Source organism: Dysgonomonas sp. BGC7 (assembly GCF_001261735.1).
Taxonomy (GTDB): domain Bacteria; phylum Bacteroidota; class Bacteroidia; order Bacteroidales; family Dysgonomonadaceae; genus Dysgonomonas.
This window is the reverse complement of the sequence record NZ_CVRP01000006.1, coordinates 243,234-269,019: the sequence shown is the minus strand read 5'-3', so window position 1 is coordinate 269,019 and position 25,786 is coordinate 243,234. Positions and strand designations below refer to the sequence as shown.

The following is a 25,786-nucleotide window of genomic DNA, read 5'->3' as shown; positions in this document are numbered from 1 at the left end:
TTATTAAGTCTCTATTCAACCCAAATTGTTGCCTTTTCGCTTATTACTTTTTTATCATTAGGCCTCTCCAAGATAACATTCAACTGAATATCATATTTCCCCTTACCCATACTCTCCTCATTTTGAAAAGACCAGTGCTTTATATTGAGAGGAATAACAAATGTGTGGCTTTCTCCTTTTCGTATATTTACTTCGGGCCCTAAAGCTGTCACATATCCTGCAGAAAAATTATAAGGAATACTATCTTTTGTAATACTGATTCCCCATCCGCAACAGCCACACCCTATACTGACAGGTTCTCTTAATTTTATTTTGTCATTAGAATTATTTGTAAGTTTGGCTTTTATTGTAAATATGCCAATACCATTTCCTTTTATTGTTTTAGGTGCTTCTACCTTCAAACTATAAATATCCTTGAATTCGTAGTTTTGACTATGAGCCAACAAAGTCATAACGAAAAATAATACCAACAAGAGTTTTTTATACATTTTTCTATATTATAGCAGTTATTGATGATTAGCAGGAACAAGTTAGTGTGCTTCCAACCAGTTCTTACCTTTTCCACAATCGGCTTTTAACGGAACAACGAGTTTATAGGCACCTTCCATTTCTTCTATCACTATTTTTTGCACTTTATCCAACTCATTGGCAACTACATTAAAGTTCAACTCGTCATGCACCTGTAAAATCATTTTCGACTTCACATTCTCCCGTTGAAAACGATCAAATATTCTATTCATTGCAACTTTTATAATGTCCGCTGCACTCCCCTGTATAGGTGCGTTTATAGCATTCCGCTCAGCATAGCCACGCACAGTGGTATTACGGGAATTGATATCCGGCAGATAACGTTTTCTCCCAAAAACAGTTTCCACATAGGTATGTTCTCTGGCCACAGATATACTTCTGTCCATGTATTCCTTTACCTTAGGATATGTTTCAAAATAGCCATCAATCAACTCTTTTGCTTCTCCACGAGGTATAGTCAGACGCTCAGCAAGTCCAAATACCGAAATACCATAAATAATACCAAAATTAGCAGTTTTAGCCTTGCGGCGCATATCGCTGGTTACTTCGGCAATAGGCACTTTATATATTTTAGCGGCTGTTGCAGCATGAATGTCTTCACCACTATTAAATGCATCTACCATATTAGGGTCTTTGCTCAGATGTGCCATAATGCGAAGTTCTATCTGAGAATAGTCGGCAGAAAAGAAAATACAATCTTTATCAGCGATAAACGCTTTGCGTATTTCTTTTCCCTGAGCATCCCTTATCGGGATATTCTGCAAGTTAGGGTTGCTCGAACTTAAGCGACCAGTTGCAGTAACAGTCTGATTGTATGAAGTATGCACTTTTCTGTCTTTCGGATTTACCAGTTGAGGTAGTGCATCTATATAGGTACTAAGCAACTTTTTTAATCCTCTGTATTCAAGTATTTTACCTACAATAGGATGTGCTTCTTTCAAGCTTTCCAAAGTTTCCTCGCTAGTGACATATTGCCCGGTTTTGGTCTTCTTCGGCTTATCTACTATTTTTAGTTTGTCGAAAAGAACTTCACCTACTTGTTTTGCTGAGTTGATATTTAATTCTGTTCCGGCTTCTTTATAAATATCGGCTTCGATACTTTGCAGCTCGCGCGTCAGCGTTTTTGAATATTCTGCAAGAGCCTCGGTATCGAGCCCTACACCGGTATATTCCATATCGGCAAGCACATAGACAAGTGGCAACTCTATTTCGTAAAGAAGTTTTTCCAATCCCTGCTTTTCAATGGCTTTTTCAAGTATCGACTTGAGTTTGAGTGTTACATCGGCATCTTCACAAGCATAATCTTTTATTTGCTCGGGTTGCAGACTGCGCATATTCAACTGGTTTTTGCCCCTTGCCCCTATCAGTTCATCTATATGGATTGTCTTATACTTCAGATAGGTTTCTGCCATATAGTCCATATTATGCCTTAATTCAGGATTTATCAGGTAATGCGCTATCATTGTATCAAAAAGATTTCCTCTGACCTCAATACCATATTTTTTGAGAACTATAATGTCATATTTAAGATTCTGTCCTACCTTTTGAATACTGTCATTTTCGAAGAATGAACGGAAAGGCTCTACAATCTGTTTTGCTTTATCAAAGTCGGCAGGAACAGGTACATAATAAGCTTCTCCTTCTTTGAAAGAGAATGACATTCCTACAAGTTCGCTCGCAGTAGGATCTAGTCCGGTGGTCTCAGTATCGAAGCAACAAGAGTTTTCTTTCAGTATTTTAGCTACCAGACTTTCTATATCTTCTTCTTTGTCGATCAGATAGTAAGTATGATCTACATCTTTGAGCTCTTGCAAACCATAGTGATTTGTATTCTCAGTAGCATCAGGCTGAGGGGGAAGTAACTCTGCAAACAAATCTCCTTGTATCGCCTCATGGGTTGTTGTTACTCTCACCGGATTTGCCGGAGCTCCGTCTTTTTTCAACACACGGTTGATCAAGGTACGAAATTCGAGTTCTTCGAACAGAGTAGCTATTTTTTCAGCATTTATTTCCTGACGTTTGTATTCTTCCTTATTAAATTCGATTGGTACATCTGTCTTTATAGTAGCTAAAAATTTAGAGAAAATTATTTGTTCTTTATTTTCCTCGAGCCGAAGCTTAAGTGAGCCTTTGATATTCTCCGTATTTTCGAGTAATTTTTCGATTGTTCCGTATTCTTCCAATAACTTTTGGGCGGTTTTAGGCCCAACCCCGGGACAACCCGGTATATTGTCGGATGCGTCCCCCATAAGCCCCAATAAGTCGATCATCTGCTCGGGAGAAGAAAGCTGATATTTTTCCATAATAGCTTTGGCATCCAATGTGTCGAAACCCGTACCTATAAACTTGGGTTTATACATAAATATATGGTCGCTGGTCAGCTGCCCGTAATCCTTGTCGGGAGTCATCATGTACACATCGAACTTCTCTTTTTCTGCTTTTTTCGCAACAGTGCCGATTACATCATCCGCCTCGTAATAAGGAACTTCCAGCTCTTTTATATTATATGCTGCTATTATTTCTTTTATAATAGGAACCGAAGCCCGTATATCTTCGGGGGTTTCTTGTCTTTGAGCCTTATACTTTTCATAAGCATCGTGTCGGAATGTACCTCCGGGAGGGTCGAAAGCAACAGCAATATGTGTGGGATTTTCTTTTCGTAAAAGTTCCTCAAGGGTGTTTACAAAACCAAATACAGCAGATGTATTTTGACCTTTTGAATTTACTCTGGGGCTTTTGATAAAGGCATAATATGACCGATATATTAATGCGTATGCGTCTAAAAGGAATAGTTTCATCGGAATAAATTAAAAATGTTTGGCAAGTTACGGAAAAAGCATAGAATTACAAAGAGTGAACATCTGCCGAGTATTGCCTATTATCAAAAAAAACGGGGACTCTTTTCAGAATCCCCGAATATAATAAGATGTAAGAAATATTACATTATGCCTTTTTCTCTGAGTTTCAATTGCCACTTCCAAGCAGAAGCCATTGTATCATCTATATTTTCTTTTGCAGTCCAACCCAATACAGTATTGGCATGTTTTGGTTCTGCCCATATTTTCTCTATATCTCCTTCTCTGCGGCCTACGATCTTGTAATTGAGCTTCGTGCCCGATACTTTTTCAAATACTTTTATCAATTCAAGTACCGAAACACCCCGACCGGTTCCTAGATTAAAGATCTCTACTTTGTCGAGAGACTTACCTCCTAGCATACGATCGATAGCTACAACGTGAGCTTTAGCCAAGTCCACTACATTGATAAAGTCACGTATACATGAACCATCAGGAGTGTTGTAGTCATCGCCAAACACGCTCAGTTCCTGACGAACGCCCATTGCTGTCTGTGTAATATAAGGAACAAGATTTTGAGGTACTCCATTAGGAAGCTCCCCTATTTCTGCCGATGGATGCGCTCCTATAGGATTGAAATAGCGAAGAATTATACTGTTTACATCTGCACCCGACCGCACAAAGTCTTTAATGATCTCTTCATTGATTTGTTTCGTATTTCCGTAAGGAGATTCTGCAGGTTTTACAGGAGCTGTTTCGTCTATCGGGTTATTATCCGGTTCACCATACACTGTGCACGAAGAAGAGAATACAATATTTTTGACACCAAATTCGGGCATCAGATCAAGAAGATTGATAAGCGAATTTAGGTTGTTTCGGTAATACAAAAGAGGTTTTTGCACCGATTCACCCACAGCTTTGCTTGCTGCAAAGTGAATTATTCCTTTTATGTCTGAATGTTTTTGAAATAATTTTCTGAGCCCATCCAGATCGTTGCAATCCAATTCTTCAAAAACAGGTCTTTTGCCTGTAATGCGTTCCACCCCATCAAGCGAATCGGTGGTCGAATTGGATAGATTGTCGATAACAACTACAGAATATCCTGCGTTTTGCAACTCGACTACAGTGTGCGAACCGATATATCCGGTACCGCCTGTTACAAGTATCTTCCCTTTCATTCTTAGAGTTTTTATATTAGATGGTAAAGATACAAAATCATATAAAACGAGACACCTTTGTTATGGTAATAATTTAAAACAGAGATAACAGCAACTTATCTATCGCCTTTATAACTTGGCTTCGTGGTCCTGTAAATTTATTTACCATTACTGTAAAAGCATATCTTTTTTCTCCATTTATGTAATACCCCGAAAAACATTGCACGCCATAGATGCTCCCGCTTTTCATGTAAACCTTTCCAACAAGTCGGGTTCCTTTCAGCCTGTTCAGAACAGTACCTTCCTTTCCTGCTTGCGGAAGCGAATGAAGAAAAGTCTCTTTATATTTACTTTTAGTTTGCATATACACCAACAAATCACACATAAACAAAGGACTAACTGCATTAGATGGCGCCAGCCCGCTACCATCGAACATAGAAAGAGAATTGGTATCAAGCCCTTCCGTTTTCCAAAATTCTTTTACTTTTTCTACTCCTTCATCTAACGGAGATATATAAATGTCTGCATTTCGGGCTCGCCCAATAGTTCTGATAAGATGCTCGGCGTAATGATTATTGCTTCGCACATTTGTTTCTCTCACAATATCCTTGAGGGGATACGAAAGGCGGGTATAAAAAACATTTTCCTGAATATTCGTCCGATTATGAGTATACATTTCTTTATTGTACCTTTCGTATGATGTTTCTACTTTGTTTATGGTGAATCCAATATCGCTCAGTCGTTCGGCCAGCATTTCACCTAAATAGAGCCCGGGATTCGGGATATCTCCTTTTATTCTAAAGTTCGTTCGGCCTGCGGGAATATTTCCGGTGAGCAATCTGTTAACAGATAACGGTTCGCCATGTATATACCCGTTGTCTCGTCCGGTAGTATTCAGAGTCATAGTATTATGAAAAGACAGATTTATCTCGGGTTCAGACCTCACAATTACAGGACATGTATCCCGTCTCATAGTATTAAAATAAAGATTGTACGTGTTGTCAAAAATACTTATCCCATATGTAGCAGCAGCATAATAGTTTCCCATATCCTGATATATCCATCGCTGAGATATACCTTCGTAACCGAAATAATCGTCTATCACTGTGATGTCTACAGGCTTTGTTGTGTCGGCATATGATTTAATTTTTTGCACCCATTGCGATAAAAATTCGGTAGGAGTATTGTTTAGATGCTCTGTACCCAACGTAGGATCTCCATAACCATGCACAATTATATGGTTTTCCTTGCTGTCTTCTTCGCCCAGATTGGTTTTATACCTGTAGTCTTCTCCCAATATCTCAAGTGCAGTGGCAGTAGTCACAACTTTTAGTACCGAGGCAGGAGTGTATGATTTATCAGCATTGTAAGCGACTATCGCCTTTCCCGACAAATCTTTTACACAAATACCTATCGACGCATGTTTCAGTTGAGGGTTATTTATGAAAGTATTTATTGCGGTTTCTTTAGACTGTGCACTCAATAGGTAAGGTACTAACAGAAAGAATATTAATGAATAGAAAATATTTGTTTTCATTGTGGAAGAAAAATGTCTCAATTAATCAAAAAAAATAAAATATCTTTGTAAAGATATGCCAAATTAATAAAACAATCGAATTAACATGTCAAAAGGACAACCCTTCGAAAAGCCATTTACTTTTGATAGAACCATACGCTTGCTTATAAGTGTATTGGCTATTGGTGGATCTCTCTACTTCTTATATCTACTGAAAGATGTCTTATTGCCGTTTCTTATTGCATGGCTGATTGCCTATATGCTGAATCCGATAGTTCGTTTTTTTCAGAGAAAGTTAAGACTAGCTCATTCGCTTGCTGTAATCCTGACCTTATTGTCTGTTGTGGGAGTAATAACATTGCTGGGTTTTATTCTGGTACCACTCATCGAAAATGAGATCTGGCAGATAAACGATCTGATAGCTACCTACGACCTCACATCGGTGAGTAATAGTCGGGGAATACCAGTAAATGTTGCAGATATTATATCCCGTTATATAGATTACAAGGAAATACAAAACAGCTTATCCAAAGACAATATAGTAGAATTGGTACAATATCTCAGTCCGGCTGTAGAGACTCTTTTTTCCAATACAATTTCTTTTTTGTTTGGTCTCACAGTAGTGTTCATTATACTATTATACATTATATTCATCTTGTTGGATTATGATAAGATAAATGAACTTTGGCGTTTTCTTATACCTCCCAAATACAGGTCGATAGTCGGACGCATTACACTGGATGTAGAAAGCAGTATGAACAAATACTTCAGGCATCAGGCATTCATCTGTCTGATTCTTGCATGCTTATATGCTGCCGGATTTCAGATAATAGGATTGCCGTTGGCTATTATGTTTGGCATTATAGTGGGATTGGTACACATGGTACCTTATCTGCAAGTTATAACCTTTCCACCGGCTATTTTACTTTGTTGGCTGAGAGCTTCACAAACCGATGACAGTTTTTGGGTAATGATAGGACTTGTAGCTCTGGTTTATGTTATAGTACAGTGTATAATGGATTTGTTCCTTGTTCCCCGAATCATGGGGAAAGCAATGGGATTGAATCCGGCTATTATATTACTTTCATTGTCGGTATGGGGTTCATTGCTTGGTATTGTGGGTATGATAATAGCTATACCGCTAACCACACTTTTACTATCCTATTACAAAGAGTTCATAGCATCTGCCGAAAAACTACAGGCAGCGGAAGCTCTTCAGAGAGATATACCTTTTAAGGAAGACAGAAATTAATCATTTTTTTTGTACCTTTACGTTTCTTTTTTGAAATATAAAACTTATAAAATAAATGCAATTAACAGCTAAATTGATTCAAGTAATGCCTGTACAAACAGGTATGGGAAAAAACGGAGAGTGGAGAAAACAAAGTATTATACTCGAAACAGATGGAATGTACCCAAAGAAAGTATGCGTTACTTTGTGGGGAGATAAAATAAATGAGTCTGTTCTTCAGATAGGCAATCTGCTTGATGTATCTTTCGATATTGAAAGTCGCGAATACAATGGCAACTGGTACACAGACCTTAGAGCATGGAAAGTTGATCCGGCTGGATCCGGAGCACCTGTTCCTCCTCCTGCATACGGGTCTTCAAACACACAGGCTCCGCCTGCCGCTCCGGTAGACTTTAGCAGCAGCGATGACGGCGACGATCTTCCTTTCTAGTAAGAAGCCCTAAGCATATAGATAAAAAATGAATAATTATATAGTTTCAGCTCGTAAATACCGTCCTACAACTTTTAACTCGGTTGTTGGACAGAGGGCGTTGACTACAACGCTAAAGAATGCAATTGCTTCAGGCAAACTGGCACATGCATATCTGTTTTGTGGTCCTCGAGGAGTAGGCAAGACCACTTGTGCCCGTATTTTTGCTAAAACTATAAACTGTCTTTCTCCAACATCGGAAGGAGAGGCATGCAACCAATGTGAGTCTTGTGTCGCTTTCAACGAACAGCGATCTTTCAATATTCACGAGTTGGATGCGGCCTCTAACAACTCGGTAGATGACATACGCTCTCTGATAGAGCAGGTACGTATACCTCCACAGATAGGAAAATACAAGGTCTATATTATAGATGAGGTTCATATGCTATCACAGGCAGCCTTCAATGCTTTTCTAAAAACATTGGAAGAACCTCCTCATCACGCTATATTTATACTGGCAACAACAGAGAAGCACAAAATATTGCCTACCATACTCTCACGCTGTCAGATATATGATTTTAGCCGAATAACAATAAAAGACACGGTAGAGCATTTGCAATACGTTGCGTCTCAGGAAAATGTAAAGACAGAGCCCGAAGCTCTTAACGTTTTAGCACAGAAGGCTGATGGGGGTATGCGTGACGCATTATCCATCTTCGATCAGGTAGTAAGCTTTACAGGAGGGAATGTGACCTATAAGGCGGTAATAGAAAACCTGAATGTGCTGGACTACGAGTATTATTTCAAGTTGACGGATGCAATTCTTATAAATAATGTAATAGACGGATTGCTCATCCTCAATGAGATATTAAGTAAGGGTTTTGATGGAAACAATATTATAACAGGTATCGCATCCCATTTCCGAGATCTGCTTTTATGCAAAGACCCGAAAACAGCAGAGATGTTTGAAGTAGGAGCATCTATTCGACAAAGGTATATAGAAACAGCTAAGAAGTGTAGTAATGAGTTCCTGTACAAAGCCATTGATATAGTCAACGAGAGTGACCTCAACTATAGGCTCAGCCGAAACAAGCGTCTACTCTCCGATCTCACAATAATAAGACTATGTCAATTATCTTCCCCTCAAGCAGGATCGGAAGATCAAAAAAAAAAGCAGGTAATTGCTCCCATATTCACTAAGCAGGAGAGCACTCAGCAAGCAACAGTAAAAGATGCTACACAGCCTGCAACCGCGCGCCCAAAGACAGTAGAAATAAAAAGACCGATTGCTCCCACGACTCCAAAGAGCGATAAGCCAATGAATACACCTTCTACTATGGGAGGTCTAGGCATATCAATAGCCTCTCTCAATCAGAAGCAAGAAAAAGAGGATGAAGAGAATGCGAATATTGTTACTAACGTTCTAAAAGAGAAATTTACACCTTTACAGCTTATCAATGAGTGGAAAGCATATACCGAATCTTTGGTGGAAGAACATCACTTAAAGAACACAATGCTCAACTGTCTGCCCGATCTGATAGAAAACACCGTATTTGAGGTTGTGGTAAACAATGCAATACAGGCTCAACGCCTATTAGAATATAAAATGAATATTCTGAATACATTGAGAGCCAAACTTAAAAACTCTTCTATCGACATGAAGCTGAGAATAAGCGAGGACAATGAGAAAAAGCTGGCATTTACCCCAGCCGAAAAATTCAACTTGATGATGGAAGAAAATGAGAGCTTACGAAAACTGAAAGACGAGTTCGGGCTGGAACTGTCATAAGTATGATAAAATAAAATATACTACAATAATAAATAAAGCGGCAACTAAACTAAGTTTAGTTGCCGCTTTATCTTTCTGTTTATATCAATTTATTCTTTTACACATCGCACATATGCACCACCTGATTTTGCAAAATCCATATTTGTGAAACTAGGCATAGGACTGCCAGCACCAACAATCCCTGATGTCTTTGCAGCCAGATTATTTGCACTAGATGTTGCTGTCCAATAAGCACCTCTTTCAGAATTAACAACATAGCTACCGACAAATGCACCTCCTACATAATTCTGGCCAGCACATCCAACAGTAACACAGCTCACGATAGGTCTTGGAAAACGAGGAAACCCATAAGGGTAGAAACCTAAACTGGGCTGTGTTCCCATCATAGTTCCCCCCATAGTAACACCTGTACTACCCATAGTATATTCCGGATCCCATCCACCTCCATTTTCATATTTATCCCATGGCGATTTAGTTTCACTACTCATTTGCGGAACTTTCCATCCTGCCGGACATGGGTCAAAAGGAGACTTTGTACCACTAATGCCACCCCACAAATCACTATCACTCGATGCTCCTGTTTCGTCTGTTGTAAACCAGTCTGATCTGTCATTACTTGTATCAGTATCATCTTTTTGAGCATAGTAATATATAACAGGATTAAGAATAGACTTTCCTAAGTTTTTCAAGTCTGCGACTTGCATATGTTGAATTCCAGTCCCTACAGTTTCAGTGTTTAACTCATCCACCTCTGTTATAATAGTGTTGCTACTATTATATAAATCTCTGAAATCAGGACCAGTACCAAAATATTTATTAGCAGGAAAAGGATCTTTCCTTCCCCATTGATAGGTCATCCCCATAGAATTAGCATCGGTCGTATTAACGGTCGTTGCCCCTATATTACGATCCATAAACACATACGTCTTCTCTCCATTATTGGTTGTATATGTCGTTCCACCGTTATTAGGGTCATAACTTGTCACCCATATATGCCACGACCATCGTATAGGGTCAGTGTTATTTCCATTCGGTCCTATTCGTACAGCAACCAAAGCATTCCCTGTAAGATTATTAGCTGTTACCTTAATTTTTGAAAACGGACCTTGATCTCCATCTACAAGTTCTACTCCGCTTATCAATCCTGAAACATCCTGCCAAATAAGATCTAACGAAACCTTATCCGCTCTGCTCAGTTTCTCAAGATCGGAACGTTGCTCCCATACCAAATAGGGCTTACCTACTGGTATTTCTTCAGAAGCCGCACCAGGAGCAACAATATAACAGTTTGGTGTATTTATCAAATCCGGGTCAATAGGGGCTGGTTGACATGGTTCGGGCAATCTTACCCATGTAGCTCCATCCCAGACATGCAATCCCGGACATAGACCAATACTTAAATCATCCCTCATATTATACACAACAAGTCCGATATGTGTAGTTTCATCTCCTGCCACAAATTCAGAAGACGGAATACATGGCTCTAAGGTGGTAAGACCTTCGAGGCGAACTCGCGAACATAATAAACCTTTAGTAGAGTTTACACCAGGATTGTCATTTTCTTTTAAATCAAGAATACTGCCTGACTTTGCAGGAAATCCGGAGCCGATAGTTACTTGCGCATTTACATTTAGATTAGTCAGAAGAGTTAAAACAACAAGCGTTGCTTTAAAGCAAATAAAATTTAGTTTCATAAGAAGTATGATTCTATTAGTTGTGTTATAGTTCTATTCTATAAAAAAGGTCTCTTTATTAAATTTGTCCTCGTTTAAATTTGTCTTCGTAAAAAAATTTGTCTCAATCTCAAGTTGCAAATTTACTTATTTTTATTTAATAACCTAATATTTACGAGTTAAACCTCTAATTTTATTTTAAAAATATATTAGATTATACACTTTTTGTTCAAGATATATTGTAGGATTGCTCCAAAAATCATGTTATCTTTGTACCCTTAAGAAAGAACCATTCCCAATAGGAGATTTTCTATATGACAGAGCCTTTAAAGCATGAATGCGGTATCGTAATGATACGCTTACTAAAGCCCCTCGAGTACTATCAAAAAAAGTATGGAACATGGCAGTACGGATTAAATAAGCTATACTTACTAATGGAGAAACAGCACAATCGCGGGCAAGAAGGCGCGGGATTAGCTGTCGTAAAATTAGATTCACCTCCGGGTAGCGAGTTTATTTTCAGAGAGAGAGCTACAGGCTCGGGAGCGATATCCGAGATCTTCTCGAATGTTTATAAAAACTACGAAAAAGTATCTCCAGAACAATTCAATGACGCTGAATATGCAAACCAATATTTACCTTTCGCCGGAGAACTGTTTTTAGGTCATCTACGCTACAGCACCACAGGAAAAAGCGGAATTTCTTATGTACATCCATTTATGCGCCGCAACAACTGGCGCTCACGAAATCTGGCTTTAGCAGGCAACTTCAACATGACCAATGTTGACGAATTGTTCAATGATCTGTTGGCTCAGGGGCAGCACCCACGCGATTATGCAGATACATTCGTTCTGCTCGAATCTCTTGGACATCACCTTGATAGAGAAGTTCAGTATCAATTTGACAAATTAAGCAAAACAGGAGCAAAAGGAAACGACTTGAACGATCTAATAGAAAAGAATCTGGATATTCACTTTATGCTCAACAAAGCCAGTGAAAACTGGGACGGAGGTTTCACTATCGGAGGTTTGATCGGCTGTGGCGACGGTTTTGTGTTTCGGGATCCGTGGGGAATACGTCCTGCTTTTTATTACAATGACGATGAAATTGTTGTGGTTGCATCAGAACGCCCTGTTATACAAACAGCTCTGGGTCTTGATGTAGACAATGTAAAAGAATTGAATCCGGGACAAGCCATTATTGTAAAAAAAGATGGTACAGTTATGTTCTCGCAAATACAAGAGCCCAAAAATGTTACTCCTTGCTCTTTCGAAAGAATATATTTTTCGCGAGGATCTGATGCCGATATATACAGAGAACGTAAACAATTAGGAAAACTATTGCTCCCTCAGATACTGAAGGCTATTGATTCTGATATACAACATTCTGTCTTTTCATTTATCCCTAATACCGCAGAGGTTGCCTTCTTTGGTATGTCCGAGTCTTTAAATGAATATATGAATGATGTCAAAATTCGCAAAATAACCGAGAAAGGGCATTCTTTGACAGAAGAAGAACTGAACAGAATCTTGTCGATGAAGGTACGTACAGAAAAAGTGGTAATTAAAGATATAAAGCTACGTACATTTATAGCACAGGATAACAATCGGGACGACTTAGCTGCCCACGTCTATGATGTTACATACCAATCCATAAATCCGGAAAAGGATAATCTGGTAGTTATAGACGACAGCATTGTACGTGGAACCACATTGAAGCAGAGCATAATCAAGATACTAGACAGAATACACCCTAAGAAAATAGTGATAGTGTCTTCTTCTCCTCAAATACGGTATCCAGACTGTTATGGCATAGACATGTCACGTATGGGAGAGTTTGCTGCATTCAGAGCGGCGATAGAACTTTTGAAGGAAAGAAAAATGCAATCGATAATCGATGAAGTATATCGCAAATCACTAGCTCAGAAAGACAAGCCTAAGGAAGAAATAGTAAATTACGTAAAAGAAATATATGCTCCCTTTACGGACGAAGAAATTTCTGCAAAAATGGCGGAGATGTTAACACCGAAAGGGACTAAAGCTAAAATAGAACTCGTATTTCAAAGTATAGAGAATCTACACAAAGCAACTCCAAATCATAAAGGGGACTGGTATTTTTCAGGCAACTATCCTACCCCGGGAGGCAACCGCATGGTAAATACAGCATTCCTTAATTATATAGAAGGTGTAAACAAGAGATCTTATCGCTGATAAAGGAGGAATAGAAATAAAAAAAGAGGCTGAAATTCAGCCTCTTTTCTATTTTATACGCTTAGCGATTAAAATAAGAATTTAACACCAATAGTCAAATCGCCAAATTCGTTTTGGTGAGTATTTCCATTAAAACCGAAAGAATCACTTCTTGTTCCTCCTTTTGGTTTGTCACTGTTATATCCTGCAGTTAAAATATTGAACTTAGTCTCGATAGAGATCCAGTCATTGATAATATAGTCAAATCCCGGAGCCAGAGCAATATTAATTGCAGTCGAATTTGACTTACTGTCGCTATTAGCCCCTTCTGTACTTCCAAAAGATACAGGTAGTGCTGCTTCACCAAAGAAATACAAGCCTCCTGCAATGTTCCAGTATTTTCTGGCAAACGGAGCTATTTCAAATCCATTTGTCTTGCGAGTCTGTTCTCCAGCAACTTTGACTTTAGAAGAAGTATATCCTAATCCGGCACCAACAGCTACAGATGGAGAGATGAATGTTCCAACCATAGGCACAACATTAAAACTTGTTGTTTTCGTTTCAAGAGCTGTTTTATTATCTTTACTACTTCCGAATCCCAATTGTCCCCCAACGAACCATTTTCCTTGAAGACCGTCTTGAGCACTAACAAATAGAGTAGATAGAGCTAATGCCCCTACTAAAAATAATTTTCTCATAGTTTGTGAAAAATTAAGTGATTAAATAGTTTGAATTCGTTTTTATGTTTGTTTCAATTCGGGTACAAAGATATACAAAGTTTTATAATATTCACTTTTTGTAACAAAAAACTAAATAGACTCGGTAATAACAGTTCCGCTATCGCCCATTATTTCTGAGGCATTTGTTATTATAACTCTCTTTACTCCAGCACTCAAAGACTTAAAAGAATTCTCCAGCTTAGGAATCATACCTCCTTTTATAACGCCCTCTTTTACAAGATCTTCGAATCTTTTTCTATCCAACCGGGCAATCACACTATTATCGTCCTCTTCGTTCATAAGGACTCCTTTTTTCTCGAAACAGAATATAAGAGTCACTTCAAAATGACTTGCCAATGCCTTTGCTGTTTCTCCGGCTATAGTATCTGCATTCGTATTTAGGATATTTCCTTGTTTGTCATGTGTTAACGGGGCCAGAATAGGAACTATTCCCTGCGATATGAGAGAAACAAGAGCTTGCGCGTTCACTTCTTTCACATCACCCACATATCCGTAGTCTATATCTGCAACAGGACGCTTTTCGGAGCGGATAATATTCATATCTGCACCTGTCAGGCCAAGCGCATCGACACCTTCCGCTTGCAATCCGGCTACAATATTCTTATTCACAAGTCCACCATAAACCATAGTAACTACTTCGAGAGTCTGTTTGTCTGTTATGCGTCGTCCGTTTACCATGTGGCTTTCAATTCCCAAACGCTCCGCCAGCTTGGTTGCCGAACGCCCTCCACCATGCACAAGCAGTTTCTTTCCTTCTATTTTTGTGAAATCGTGCAACAACTGTCTGAGAGATTCGCTTTCTTCAACGATCTTGCCGCCTACTTTTATAATAGTTAATTTTTCCATATCGTTACTTAAATATTAGCAAAGAAAAAGAGATTGCTTCTAATAAAGAAACAATCTCTCGTAAATTTTTCGCACAGAAGATTACTTTCTGATACCCAATTCTTTGATTATAGCACGATATCTTTCAATATCATTAGCTATCAAATAATCAAGTAAACGACGACGTTTACCAACAAGACGTCTTAGAGATCTCTCTGTGTTATAGTCCTTCTTATTTGACTTCAAGTGTTCAGTCAAATGCGAAATACGGTATGAAAACAATGATATCTGAGCTTCAGGTGAGCCAGTGTCAGTGTTAGACTTTCCGTATTTAGCGAAGAGTTCTTGCTTTTTAGCTGAATCTAAATACATAACTTATTGTTTAAGTTTAATTAATCGAGGTGCAAAGGTAAAACTTATTTTGTGACAGACAAATATTTAGCAATAGTTTTTACACTAATTCTTTTTTGATTTTATGTTAAATTATCTGTTTTATTTAGTAACTTGTGGTGATTTATAAACTAAAAACTATCATCTTATTATTCTGTCGATTGTTGTGTAGAAATACATAAACAACTGATACCTGATTTGGGATAGCATAAAAAACTATCATTATGGAAAAGAAAGATTCTTTACTAAAGATCAAAGTGATTCCCAATGCCCCTCTACTCGTAGAAGGAACTGTAGAATTAATTTTAGCCGATGGCACAAGTGTTATTAAAGAAAACCCCCATCTTTGCCGATGCGGAGCCTCTAACAACAAGCCATACTGCGATGGATCGCATGCTAAGATTGGGTTTAAAGGCTAAAAGAGCTATAGTATGAAAAAGCAAAAGAGGTGCCTCAAATTTGAGACACCTCCATGTATTATTAATCAAACATTTATATGTTAAACTAAAATATCTTCATATTCAGGATGCCGTTGTAGATAGGCTTTAGTATAGGGACATACAGGACGAACCTTTTTTCCGCTTGCCCGAACAAAATCCAACAAAACCTTAGTTAAAGCAGCAGCAATACCTCTACCTTCCAACTCTTTAGGAACTTCTGTATGTGTAACAACAAAAGTATCATTCACCTCTTTATAGTCTACCAAAGAGAGTAACCCCTCTACTACTACTTCGAAACGACTGGCAGCCTCATTATGCAAGATATTATATTCCATAATTATATCATTTTACTTGTTATAAGAATATAACAAATAAGTATAAATATTAGTTTCCTCCTCCAAAGCTAAAGCTCACCGGAATATAGACAGGCGATGCTATAGGAGTATTTCCTATCATAAACGAAGGTTTAAGCTGAAGAGACACATTCGATTTCTTAGAACCTATACCCAAGAAATTTTTTGCTATTTCAGTAACTGCACTTTTCGAATTGTTTTTCATCAACGAAGCTAAATCGACCCCAATAGTAAGAGGCAGTGTCTGAGTTTGTCCGGCAGCTATATTCAAAGACTGATTGATAGAACCGGTAGTAAATTGTACATCGTCGATACTAAGAATATATTGTAATCCATGTAGCATTGCTTCTGACTGATTCGGATTTTTCACATTCAGATTGAGTGTAAAATTGAGAGGAATAGAGGTTGCAGATCCCGATAAGATGGATGTGACTTTAGGGATAGATGTAAGCGACAAACCATTAGACAAATTGATGCCCGATACAGTCATCCCCGAAATAGACTTGTAGCTATACTCGCAGTTAATCATATTATAGGTACTCGACAAGCCTTTTTGCAAGCTATCGCAGCTAACTAAGACCGTAATCAGTAGTAATAATGCAAGAATTCTTTTTTTCATTTCATTTACAAATTTAGTGTAGTTTTTATATGTTATTTTATTGTAACCATTGTTGCTCCATAGCCATATTCACGAAAAGAAGCATCCTGGTAATAAGCAGACTTATATGTTATCTTTAACTCTTTCAGAATAGCATTTTTCAGGACTCCATCACCTTTACCATGTATGAAAACAATTTTCTGCCCTTTCTTTTGTCTGTTTTCGTCCATTGTGTCTTTAAATTTCCTGATCTGATATTCGAGTATATCTGCCGCAGACAATCCGTTTGTGTTGTCAAGAAGCTCGTCAATGTGCAAATCTATTTCCAAGACAGATGGTTTTTCTTTCTTTTGTATCGGCTGTATTCTTGGACGCTTATTTTCCTTTTGCTGCATGGCCTGTTCTATTTCTTCTCCACTGACAAAAAGCTCTTTTTCGGCCACATCTTTGCGAACTATCGGATATACAATAGCTTCGTCTTCGAAAAAGTCATTCTCTTTGAAACTGTGCAATTTGTAAAATTTCACAATATCTATACGCACTTCTACCGAATAAGTATTCTTTATAGAAAAAGCTTTTCCTTTTTTATAAGCAAAAAATTGTAAGCATACGCGCTCTAAATCATTTAGATCTGTTTTTTCGAATTCTTCTATAAAAAGTTTTGTATTTGGTTCTATAACACCAATGTTGCGACTAGCCCATCCTTCTTCGGAACGGCTCATGTAATTATACGAAAGAAAATAATTACTGTCATTCACCAGATAACATTCGATAGCTGTTGTACTCAGGCTTTTCAGATCGACAGGCAAGTAAGCTAAATATACAGAGAGGGCTTCTCCCTCTTTAGTTTCTTCTATTTTGTACTCCTCATCAGGCTTTTCTTCAACCCGAGCAACTCTCTCCGGAATAGTATTACCCGGATTTGTTGTCTGACGTACCTGTATGTCTTTTGCAGGCTCTATAACTACTGTTTCGCGAATAAGGACAGGGATATCAAAGCCTTCTTCATCTTCGACAAGCACAATATCTTTTCCCTGAAACCCTCTGACTATACCGCCTCCTGTTGTATTCAGAAAACGGACTTTATCTCCTATTTTCATAAGTCTTAATAATTCTTTCCAAAGCCTTAATCGGCTTTTTTATTCACACAAAGTTGCTTATTTTTGTCGGATAAAAAAAGAAAAAGTGGAAATATCAACTCCTCAGGAAATACGCATCGAAAATTACAATTACGACCTTCCCGACAGCCGGATTGCAAAATATCCATTGCCTAAAAGAGACACCTCGAAGCTTCTTGTGTACAGGGAACAGGAAATAACAGACGATACGTTTTACAACATATCACACTATATCGCCGAAGGAAGTATGATGGTCTTTAATAACACAAAAGTTATACAAGCCCGTCTGCACTTTCGCAAACCGACAGGAGCCCTGATCGAGATTTTTTGTCTCGAACCTCATACTCCGCACGACTACCTACTCAACTTTCAGCAAACAAACCATTGTTCGTGGATATGCCTTGTGGGCAATCTGAAAAAATGGAAAGAAGGAACTTTATCTAAAACGATTAATATAGAAGGACAAGATATATTAATCAGTGCTGAACGAATAGGGGCGAATGGAGATACTCACATTGTGGAATTTGAATGGAATAACCCGAACTATACTTTCTCCGATCTGTTGGAAGTAATGGGAGAGTTGCCCATTCCTCCTTATCTGAACAGAGAGACAGAAGAAGAAGACAAACAAACATACCAGACTGTATATTCGAAAATAGAAGGCTCTGTGGCCGCTCCCACAGCAGGCCTACATTTCACTCCTGAAGTATTCGATAGCCTGAGAAACAAAGGAGTAAAAACCGCAGAAGTTACTCTGCATGTAGGAGCCGGAACGTTTCGCCCTGTAAAGAGTGAACTTATCAAGAATCACACCATGCATTCGGAACTTATCTCGGTAAGAAGAGAGTTTCTTGAAGAACTATATGCTCATCAAGGCAAGATTATTGCGGTAGGAACAACCTCAGTGCGCACGTTAGAGAGCTTATACTACATTGGTGTACTGTTAGAAAAAGGGCAGGAACAAGAATTGAGAGTAGAACAATGGACACCTTACAAAGCGGAAAACAATGTAATAGGAGTAAAAGTAGCCCTTAAGAATATACTCAATTATCTGGAAGAAAAGCAACAAAACACCCTGATAGCAGATACACAAATCATAATAGCACCGGGTTATAATTTCAAATTGGTGGATGGAATAGTAACGAATTTTCACCAACCTCAAAGTACACTGTTGCTTCTTATCTCTGCTTTTCTTGGAGATGATCGCTGGAAAGAAATATACAGTCATGCTCTTGGCAATAATTATCGTTTCCTCAGTTATGGAGACAGCTCTTTACTATTGAAATAAACTAAAATCAAATATGAAAAAGACCATTCTATATATTGTTATAACTTTAGCCGTTGTTGTCGTTGCTTTGGGCGTTTATGGGTACAGCATTTTATCCACAAAATTCAATATAAACAAGACTACCTATATTTATATAGACCAAACAAAAAGCTACGATAATTTAATCAACCAAGTAAGAGATAGTGCAAAAGTAGAAAATATTGCTAATTTTAATAAATTGGCATCTCTTCTCAACTATCCGGGAAATTTAAAAACCGGACGTTATGCTGTCACACCGGATATGAATATTAAAGATCTCATATTAGACCTTAGAAGCGGACATCAAAGTCCGGTAAAGCTAAAATTCAACAACATCAGAACCAAAGAAGACTTTGCTATACGAATAAGCAACCAATTGATGATGACGGAAGATGATCTGCTCAGAGTATTGGATAATGATAATAAGTGCAGTGAACTAGGCTTTGACAGCCGAACTATCACCGCTATGTTTATACCCAATACGTATGAGTTTTATTGGGATATAAGTATAGACAGCTTTCTGCAGAAGATGAAAAAAGAATACACCAAATTCTGGAATGCCGACAGAACGAAGCAAGCAGAAGCAATAGGACTAACTCTTATCGAAGTCTCCACACTAGCCTCTATCGTGGAAGAAGAGTGTACTTTCAGCGACGAATACCCTATGGTAGCAGGCTTATATATCAACAGACTACATATAGGACAGGCGCTTCAGGCAGATCCTACAGTAAAGTTTGCTGTAGGTGATTTTGACTTACGCAGAATATTGAATAAGCATCTGGAAGTGAATTCTCCATACAATACTTATATACATACAGGACTGCCTCCCGGACCGATACGAATCCCTTCTATCAAAGGTCTTGAAGCTGTTTTAAATTATAAGAAACACGATTACTTCTATATGTGTGCTAAAGCTGACTTTTCAGGTTATCACGACTTTGCTAAAACATATGCAGAACATCAGGCAAATGCAGCAAAATACAGGAGAGCTTTGACTGCAAGAGGTATTTTTTAAAAGAAAATCAATATGCTTTCTTTTCTCCTTTTATAGCATTATAAATAGTTAGATATATTATTTTAAGATCGAGGAAAAAAGTCCAGTTTTCTAAATACCATACATCTCTTTTTACACGTTCTTCCATCTCATCTACAGTTTTGGTTTCACCTCTGCACCCTGACACCTGAGCCCAGCCCGTAATACCCGGCTTAACAAGGTGACGAACCATAAACTTATCTATGATAGACGAATAAAGCTCTGTATGCTGAGACATATGAGGTCGAGGCCCTACCACCGACATATCGTTCTTCAAAACATTTATAAACTGGGGAATCTCATCAATACTTGTCCTTCTCATAAAATTCCCAATTCTTGTAACACGGGGATCTCCTTCGACAGCCTGCTTCGAATTAGCTTCTTTATTCAGACGCATAGACCGGAATTTATAGCAATAGAATTCTTTACCTTTTATCCCTGTTCGTTTCTGCCTGAACAAAATAGGGCCGGGAGAAGATCGTTTGATAAGGAATCCGCAAATAAGATAAACAGCAGGAAATACAGTAACTAATACTAAACCGGAGAAAACTAAATCAAAGCTTCGTTTAACAAACCTGTTCATAAAGTGCTGAAGAGGTTCGTAACGTAAGCTAAGCATTGGTATTGACTCTACAAAATGCAATGAGAATCTTCTTTTTATATATTTATGAAACTCGGGAACCAAGTGGAACCGAATCATATTTTTTTCCGAAAAGCGAACCAATTCGTATATCAAATCCTCCTGATTGGCTGATACAGTACAAAATATTTCATCTATTTTTCGACTTTTTACATACGACTGAATTCCATCGGTAGAACCCAGATAATTAGGCATATTATCTGCTTTGTCGAGATTATCATCAAAGAAGCCCATAACTTTATAGCCAAAATCGCTAAAAATAAGCGCCTCATACACTTTTATTCCGTTAGATCCTCCACCAACAATAATCACCTGACGATAATTATACCCTCTCCGCCGATAAGATTTCAGCAATATACGGAAAAGGATATGCCAGCCTATAAATAATGTGCACAAAACGAAAACACCAATCAACCATGGAACTACACGTATGTTTACAATATTAAAGACGGATGATCCGGCAGTAAGCAATAGAGCATATGACATTATGAAATAGCTCGAACGCTGTACTATCTTTTCAAGATAAGCTATATTAAAAGAAATATGAAATTGAATAAATGAAGAGACTATAAAATAGCATAGATTGATTAAGAGAAACGCAATCATTTTCTCTCTGTAGTGCAGACTGTGACTGAAAGTATCAGTATCCTTAAACACAAGATAAACTACAAGGAAAAAGAAATTAATAAGGCACAAATCACCTATGCGTATAATCCAGTCGATAAGATACGCATATCCTCCTTTTTTTTCTGTTTCGTCCATAGCCATATAAAAATAAAGACAAAGATAATACTAATAAGTAGACTCGATACTCTTTCTATATTTTTTGAAGATAAGATTTATCATTAGTCCCGATAAGATAAGAGTAAATAAAAGTAACCAGACATCCTTCCCTAAATCGAAATCGGAGAGTTCCTTATATCTTTCAGTACCATAATAGAGATATGCAGAAATAACACCTATCCCGTTATTCACAATATGGACTACAATCGGCACCCATATACTTCTACTCCATACAAATAAATAGCCTAACAAAGCACCAAGTAATACACGTGGTACAAACCCATAAAACTGAAAATGAACTATACTAAAGATTATTGCTGTTATCCATACAGCTAAATGCAGATTACCAACAGTCTTTTGTATGATCTGTTGCAAGCATCCTCTAAAGAAAATTTCTTCTGCAATTCCCGCCATTATCGCAATAATGAGAATATTGAAGATAAGTCCTGCAATTGATTTATCGACAAAAAGAGTGTCAAATGTTTTATAGGCACTTTGTTCTGTCGATCTCATCCAGCTCTCTATTGCAGAGAGTGATTCGGGCAAAACCAGTTGCTGATTGTAGTACGAGACAAAAGAGATGAACGGCTGTATTGTAAAAATAAGAGCAATGGACAAGATAAGTATTTGAAAATTCGGTTTTGCATCTGTTGATAAATACTTTTTGCCCTTTTCCTGACTCAGATAAGAAAAGAACAGAGCAGGAATAAGGAACAAACAAACCGACTGAATAAGCATAGTTACTCTTATACCCATCGGAGACTTATCTATTCCGATTATATGGAAACACATTATAACAATAAGGGCAGCTAAAATATAGCCGGTAAAAGTTAGAAAAAAGAAAAAGAACAGCTGAGACCAACCTCCCATATTATATAACGCTCCTTTTATACTCATCTCGATCTATTTTAGTCGCACAACAGATATCCCCGTACACTTTTTTGAACCCTTGCAGTAATCCGACAAGCTTTCAGGCTCTATTACTACTTGTTTATATTTGCTCGAAGCATGGATAAAGTGAAGTACTCCTCCTTTTCTGTAAGCAATTCCCATATGAGAGTAATCTAAGCCGGGAACGGAAGTGGCAAATAAAACAATATCACCATTCTTAATATTTGTCTGACGGCTAGCTATTGTCGGTATATCTATTACTTCGTAAGACTTTCTTTCGTTAATTAACTCCTCTTGTTTCTTTATTTTCGAAATATTATCGGGACTATTACTCAACTGTTTATAAGAAGCAGGATGTGCAGACATAAAGTTGAGTGGCTTATAAATAGCTTTTCCACCAATAGTTAGACTAATATTTTCAAACAAACCTTTTTTACTATTTTCATATATCCAGTCATTCGCATAATGCAACCGTGATGTATAGCCATCAATCAGCCCATTTCGATAGCGGATTGACTTCAACTGAGAACAGTAGTTTTCAAAAGAATAATTCCCTGATTTTAAGGTATTGGAAAGAGCTATACAAGTTTCGACAAATGTAGTGCAGTCAAATTCTTGAAGATTGATAACAAGCCTCTCTTCATCAGAAGCTTCTAATGTCGAACTTTTATAAGGTTTACTAAGAAAATATCGGGCTGTTTGTATAAGAAGCTCATCAATGGGCTTGTTTTCCTGTCCTTTAAATTCTTTTATAAAGTTATTATATATAACGACATCCTCTTCATTATACAAAACATCTTGTGCTTCTGCTCTCAACGAAGGGAACATTAGCAGAGATATCCATATAACAAACAGTCTGATGCTCATATTTTCTTTATCAACTCAATCCTTCAATAATTCCGTCTACAATATCTATATGTTTGGCCTGTGGCTCTGCCGGCAATCCGGGCATTCGCATTATACTTCCTGCAATAGCTACTATAAATTCGGCTCCATTGTTGATTACTATATCATTGATAGTAAGAGTAAAATCTTTAGCAACTCCATAAACATGGGCATTGTCGGAGAAAGAATACTGGGTCTTTGCAATACATATAGGATAAGACTCTATTTGCAAATCCTTTATTTGTTTCAGCTTCTTTTTTGCCTGATCGCTCAAAGAAACAGCTTGTGCTCCATATATTTGCTTTGCTACTTTCTCTATTTTTTTCTCTATTCCATCTTCATCGCTATACGTAAAACTCAGAGAAGAAGAAGGATTCTTTTCTATCATATCAACGACAGCTTCCGCTAATTCAATAGCACCATCTCCGCCTTTGGCAAAAGATTCATTCTCGGCAAAGGCGACACCTCTAGCCACACAATGTTCCTTTATAAGAGCAATCTCATCGTCAGTATCGAACCCATATCTGTTTAAGGCAACCACAACACTTTGCCCGAAAGATTTCATATTGTCGATGTGCTTATCCAGATTGGTAAAACCCGACTTAAGCCCTTCTATATTCTTTTTCTTGATATCCTCGATTGCTACATTTCCGTGCATCTTAAGAGCCTGTGTAGTAACCACTATAACAGTAAGTTTTGGTGCTATGCCTGCTTTCCGACACTTAATATTGAAAAACTTTTCAGCTCCAAGATCAGCTCCAAATCCAGCCTCTGTAATAACATAGTCGGAATGAGACATAGCCATCTTTGTAGCTATAATAGAGTTACATCCATGAGCTATGTTGGCAAAAGGACCTCCGTGAATTATCGCCGGAGTATTTTCTGTTGTTTGTACCAGATTGGGATTTATAGCATCTTTCAGCAATACTGTTATTGCACCGGCAATACCAATATCTTTGACTGTAAAGGGAGTGCTATCAACTGTATAACCCAGTATTATTTTATTTATACGCCTTTTCAGGTCATCTATATCTTTGGACAGACATAGTATAGCCATTATTTCTGAGGCTGGGGTAATTTCAAATCCACTTTCAGCAGGAATTCCGTTTGCAGAGCCATGCAGCCCCGAAACAATATACCGAAGACTTCTGTCGTTTACATCTAATACCCGTTTCCATACTACCTCTTTCAACGATTTATCTGTTCCACGACTTCTGTATATATAGTTATCCAACAAAGCTGTTATCATATTATGAGCCGATGTGATGGCATGAAAGTCTCCTGTAAAGTGTAGGTTTATATCTTCCATAGGCAACACTTGTGCATATCCGCCTCCGGCAGCTCCTCCCTTCATCCCAAAGCAAGGGCCCAATGACGGTTCGCGCAAAGCCACAATCGTATTTTTTCCTATTTTACTTAATCCCAGAGCAAGCCCTATCGAGGTTGTAGTTTTGCCTATACCGGCTTTGGTAGGAGTTATTGCAGTAACCAATATCAGATTATTTTTATCTGCTTTATCTTCATTGATAAACGAAAGTGGAATTTTCCCAATATACTTGCCGTAATGATGTACATCATCATTATCAATACCTATCTTTCCGGCTATTTTCGAAATGGGTGTCAATTTCGTCTCACGGGCTATTTCTATATCTGTTTTCATTTTTTATTATCAGATTTTGTTTTAAGGAACACAAAGGTATAAATTTTTATAATACAATTCAGATTAACCTTCTTCCGAAATAAAGAAAAGCAGAAAGCCATATCCTTTCAGAGGATATGGCTTTCATTATAATTACAGGTTAATCGTTTTTATAATTACTGAAGTCTCTTCAAGCGATATAGCAACTGTTGGATAGCCTCTTGGTAATCATCTATTATAGCCTGAGTGAAGGCTTCTGCAAATAAGGCTCTTTGGCTTTCTGAATAAGCAAAGAAATCTTCAGCATGTTTTACAATATCTGTCGGATTCTTTGTTTCAGGAATAACTATATTCAGGTCTCCTTTTACAGCATAAGATGTTTCTACAAGACGGTCTGTTACATCAAGAAGGTCTCCTATCGCCTGATCTAAAGCGATGTGTTGTGCATAACTTGCTTTTCCTGTTACATGCCAATGGTAAAGTTTCAAACTATTGTTGAAAGAAAATATTTTACCAATAAATTCAGCAATCTCTACATTTAATGTAGTTCCTTTTTTTAATGTTGATGTACTCATAATAATAAATTTTATTTATTTGTTTAGTTTTTATATAGACAAATATAATACTATTTCGTTTTTTATCCAAAAATCATCAATTGAATTTTTTAATATCAACATAGATCATGTTTATAACACACTTATATGCTCATAATAAAGCATTTAATATAGAATAAACAACGCAGTTCTGAATTTGTTTAGGTCGTCAAAAATTTTAAACAAAGATTAAGGAATGGTAGAATTTGAGAGAAGCAGAAAGAAGAAGCCTGTAAAGAAAATA

At 37.6% G+C, this 25,786-nt stretch carries 23 protein-coding genes; 7 read left to right on the top strand and 16 right to left on the bottom strand.

What is annotated here, in order from left to right; all coding sequences use genetic code 11:
• Nucleotides 1–11 precede the first annotated feature (11 nt).
• From BGC7_RS04960 to dacB, 4 genes are all read right to left on the bottom strand, one after another.
• Complete coding sequence (locus tag BGC7_RS04960) at nt 12–488, bottom strand: hypothetical protein (protein ID WP_157258661.1); 477 nt, start codon at nt 486–488, stop codon at nt 12–14.
• A gap of 42 nt (nt 489–530) precedes the next feature.
• A complete protein-coding gene (polA, locus tag BGC7_RS04955; protein WP_050700449.1) occupies nt 531–3,326 on the bottom strand; it encodes a DNA polymerase I in 2,796 nt (931 codons plus the stop codon).
• 140 nt (nt 3,327–3,466) lie between these two features.
• Complete coding sequence (galE, locus tag BGC7_RS04950) at nt 3,467–4,501, bottom strand: UDP-glucose 4-epimerase GalE (RefSeq protein WP_050700448.1); 1,035 nt, start codon at nt 4,499–4,501, stop codon at nt 3,467–3,469.
• Between the two features lie 73 nt (nt 4,502–4,574).
• The gene (gene dacB, locus BGC7_RS04945) at nt 4,575–6,017 is read right to left on the bottom strand and encodes a D-alanyl-D-alanine carboxypeptidase/D-alanyl-D-alanine endopeptidase (protein ID WP_050700447.1); all 1,443 of its coding nucleotides are present in this window, start codon (nt 6,015–6,017) and stop codon (nt 4,575–4,577) included.
• 85 nt (nt 6,018–6,102) lie between these two features.
• Between dacB and BGC7_RS04940 the strand changes: the two genes are divergently transcribed.
• The 3 genes from BGC7_RS04940 to BGC7_RS04930 are packed head-to-tail and all read left to right on the top strand — an operon-like array spanning nt 6,103 to nt 9,446.
• A complete protein-coding gene (locus tag BGC7_RS04940) occupies nt 6,103–7,248 on the top strand; it encodes an AI-2E family transporter (protein WP_050700446.1) in 1,146 nt (381 codons plus the stop codon).
• Between the two features lie 55 nt (nt 7,249–7,303).
• Complete coding sequence (locus tag BGC7_RS04935; protein ID WP_050700445.1) at nt 7,304–7,678, top strand: DUF3127 domain-containing protein; 375 nt, start codon at nt 7,304–7,306, stop codon at nt 7,676–7,678.
• Nucleotides 7,679–7,706: 28 nt separating this feature from the next.
• Nucleotides 7,707–9,446 carry a DNA polymerase III subunit gamma/tau gene (locus BGC7_RS04930; protein WP_050700444.1) on the top strand — a complete coding sequence of 580 codons (1,740 nt, stop codon included), beginning with the start codon at nt 7,707–7,709 and terminating at the stop codon, nt 9,444–9,446.
• Nucleotides 9,447–9,535: 89 nt separating this feature from the next.
• On the opposite strand, the gene BGC7_RS04925 is transcribed toward BGC7_RS04930, so the two are convergent.
• A complete protein-coding gene (locus tag BGC7_RS04925) occupies nt 9,536–11,140 on the bottom strand; it encodes a fibrobacter succinogenes major paralogous domain-containing protein (RefSeq protein ID WP_050700443.1) in 1,605 nt (534 codons plus the stop codon).
• Nucleotides 11,141–11,433: 293 nt separating this feature from the next.
• On the opposite strand from BGC7_RS04925, the gene BGC7_RS04920 reads away from it, so the two are divergent.
• Nucleotides 11,434–13,329, top strand: coding sequence for an amidophosphoribosyltransferase (locus tag BGC7_RS04920; protein ID WP_050700442.1), 1,896 nt, complete (start codon nt 11,434–11,436; stop codon nt 13,327–13,329).
• Nucleotides 13,330–13,397: 68 nt separating this feature from the next.
• Here BGC7_RS04920 and BGC7_RS04915 read toward each other — a convergent pair whose 3' ends face one another.
• The 3 genes from BGC7_RS04915 to rpsO form a co-directional block, all read right to left on the bottom strand.
• Nucleotides 13,398–14,006 carry an outer membrane beta-barrel protein gene (locus tag BGC7_RS04915; RefSeq protein WP_050700441.1) on the bottom strand — a complete coding sequence of 203 codons (609 nt, stop codon included), beginning with the start codon at nt 14,004–14,006 and terminating at the stop codon, nt 13,398–13,400.
• A 111-nt stretch (nt 14,007–14,117) separates the two neighbouring features.
• Nucleotides 14,118–14,894, bottom strand: coding sequence for an acetylglutamate kinase (gene argB / locus BGC7_RS04910; RefSeq protein ID WP_050700440.1), 777 nt, complete (start codon nt 14,892–14,894; stop codon nt 14,118–14,120).
• 81 nt (nt 14,895–14,975) lie between these two features.
• Nucleotides 14,976–15,245 (bottom strand): 30S ribosomal protein S15, encoded by a 270-nt coding sequence (gene rpsO / locus BGC7_RS04905; RefSeq protein WP_050700439.1) that lies wholly within the window; start codon nt 15,243–15,245, stop codon nt 14,976–14,978.
• Nucleotides 15,246–15,487: 242 nt separating this feature from the next.
• Here rpsO and BGC7_RS04900 point away from each other — a divergent pair, with 242 nt between their 5' ends.
• Nucleotides 15,488–15,682 carry a CDGSH iron-sulfur domain-containing protein gene (locus tag BGC7_RS04900; protein ID WP_050700438.1) on the top strand — a complete coding sequence of 65 codons (195 nt, stop codon included), beginning with the start codon at nt 15,488–15,490 and terminating at the stop codon, nt 15,680–15,682.
• Between the two features lie 80 nt (nt 15,683–15,762).
• Here BGC7_RS04900 and BGC7_RS04895 read toward each other — a convergent pair whose 3' ends face one another.
• The 3 genes from BGC7_RS04895 to BGC7_RS04885 are packed head-to-tail and all read right to left on the bottom strand — an operon-like array spanning nt 15,763 to nt 17,754.
• On the bottom strand, nt 15,763–16,038 hold the full coding sequence (locus tag BGC7_RS04895; protein ID WP_050700437.1) for a GNAT family N-acetyltransferase: 276 nt from the start codon (nt 16,036–16,038) through the stop codon (nt 15,763–15,765).
• 49 nt (nt 16,039–16,087) lie between these two features.
• Nucleotides 16,088–16,675 (bottom strand): LEA type 2 family protein, encoded by a 588-nt coding sequence (locus BGC7_RS04890; protein WP_050700436.1) that lies wholly within the window; start codon nt 16,673–16,675, stop codon nt 16,088–16,090.
• Between the two features lie 32 nt (nt 16,676–16,707).
• Complete coding sequence (locus tag BGC7_RS04885) at nt 16,708–17,754, bottom strand: DUF2027 domain-containing protein (RefSeq protein WP_050700435.1); 1,047 nt, start codon at nt 17,752–17,754, stop codon at nt 16,708–16,710.
• A gap of 85 nt (nt 17,755–17,839) precedes the next feature.
• Between BGC7_RS04885 and BGC7_RS04880 the strand changes: the two genes are divergently transcribed.
• Together BGC7_RS04880 and mltG are read left to right on the top strand one after the other, a co-directional pair.
• Nucleotides 17,840–19,060, top strand: coding sequence for an S-adenosylmethionine:tRNA ribosyltransferase-isomerase (locus BGC7_RS04880; RefSeq protein ID WP_050700434.1), 1,221 nt, complete (start codon nt 17,840–17,842; stop codon nt 19,058–19,060).
• Nucleotides 19,061–19,073: 13 nt separating this feature from the next.
• Complete coding sequence (gene mltG, locus BGC7_RS04875) at nt 19,074–20,093, top strand: endolytic transglycosylase MltG (RefSeq protein ID WP_050700433.1); 1,020 nt, start codon at nt 19,074–19,076, stop codon at nt 20,091–20,093.
• Between the two features lie 7 nt (nt 20,094–20,100).
• On the opposite strand, the gene BGC7_RS04870 is transcribed toward mltG, so the two are convergent.
• The 5 genes from BGC7_RS04870 to BGC7_RS04850 all read right to left on the bottom strand — a co-directional run bounded on the left by BGC7_RS04870 (nt 20,101) and on the right by BGC7_RS04850 (nt 25,524).
• Nucleotides 20,101–21,513, bottom strand: a complete 1,413-nt coding sequence (locus BGC7_RS04870) for an undecaprenyl-phosphate glucose phosphotransferase (RefSeq protein ID WP_050700504.1) — start codon at nt 21,511–21,513, stop codon at nt 20,101–20,103.
• 30 nt (nt 21,514–21,543) lie between these two features.
• The gene (locus BGC7_RS04865; protein ID WP_199318938.1) at nt 21,544–22,431 is read right to left on the bottom strand and encodes a CPBP family intramembrane glutamic endopeptidase; all 888 of its coding nucleotides are present in this window, start codon (nt 22,429–22,431) and stop codon (nt 21,544–21,546) included.
• A gap of 6 nt (nt 22,432–22,437) precedes the next feature.
• Nucleotides 22,438–23,292, bottom strand: a complete 855-nt coding sequence (locus BGC7_RS04860; RefSeq protein ID WP_082206475.1) for an N-acetylmuramoyl-L-alanine amidase-like domain-containing protein — start codon at nt 23,290–23,292, stop codon at nt 22,438–22,440.
• Between the two features lie 10 nt (nt 23,293–23,302).
• Complete coding sequence (locus BGC7_RS04855) at nt 23,303–24,970, bottom strand: formate--tetrahydrofolate ligase (RefSeq protein ID WP_050700431.1); 1,668 nt, start codon at nt 24,968–24,970, stop codon at nt 23,303–23,305.
• Between the two features lie 155 nt (nt 24,971–25,125).
• Nucleotides 25,126–25,524, bottom strand: coding sequence for a DUF5856 family protein (locus BGC7_RS04850; RefSeq protein ID WP_050700430.1), 399 nt, complete (start codon nt 25,522–25,524; stop codon nt 25,126–25,128).
• Nucleotides 25,525–25,786: the final 262 nt, after the last annotated feature.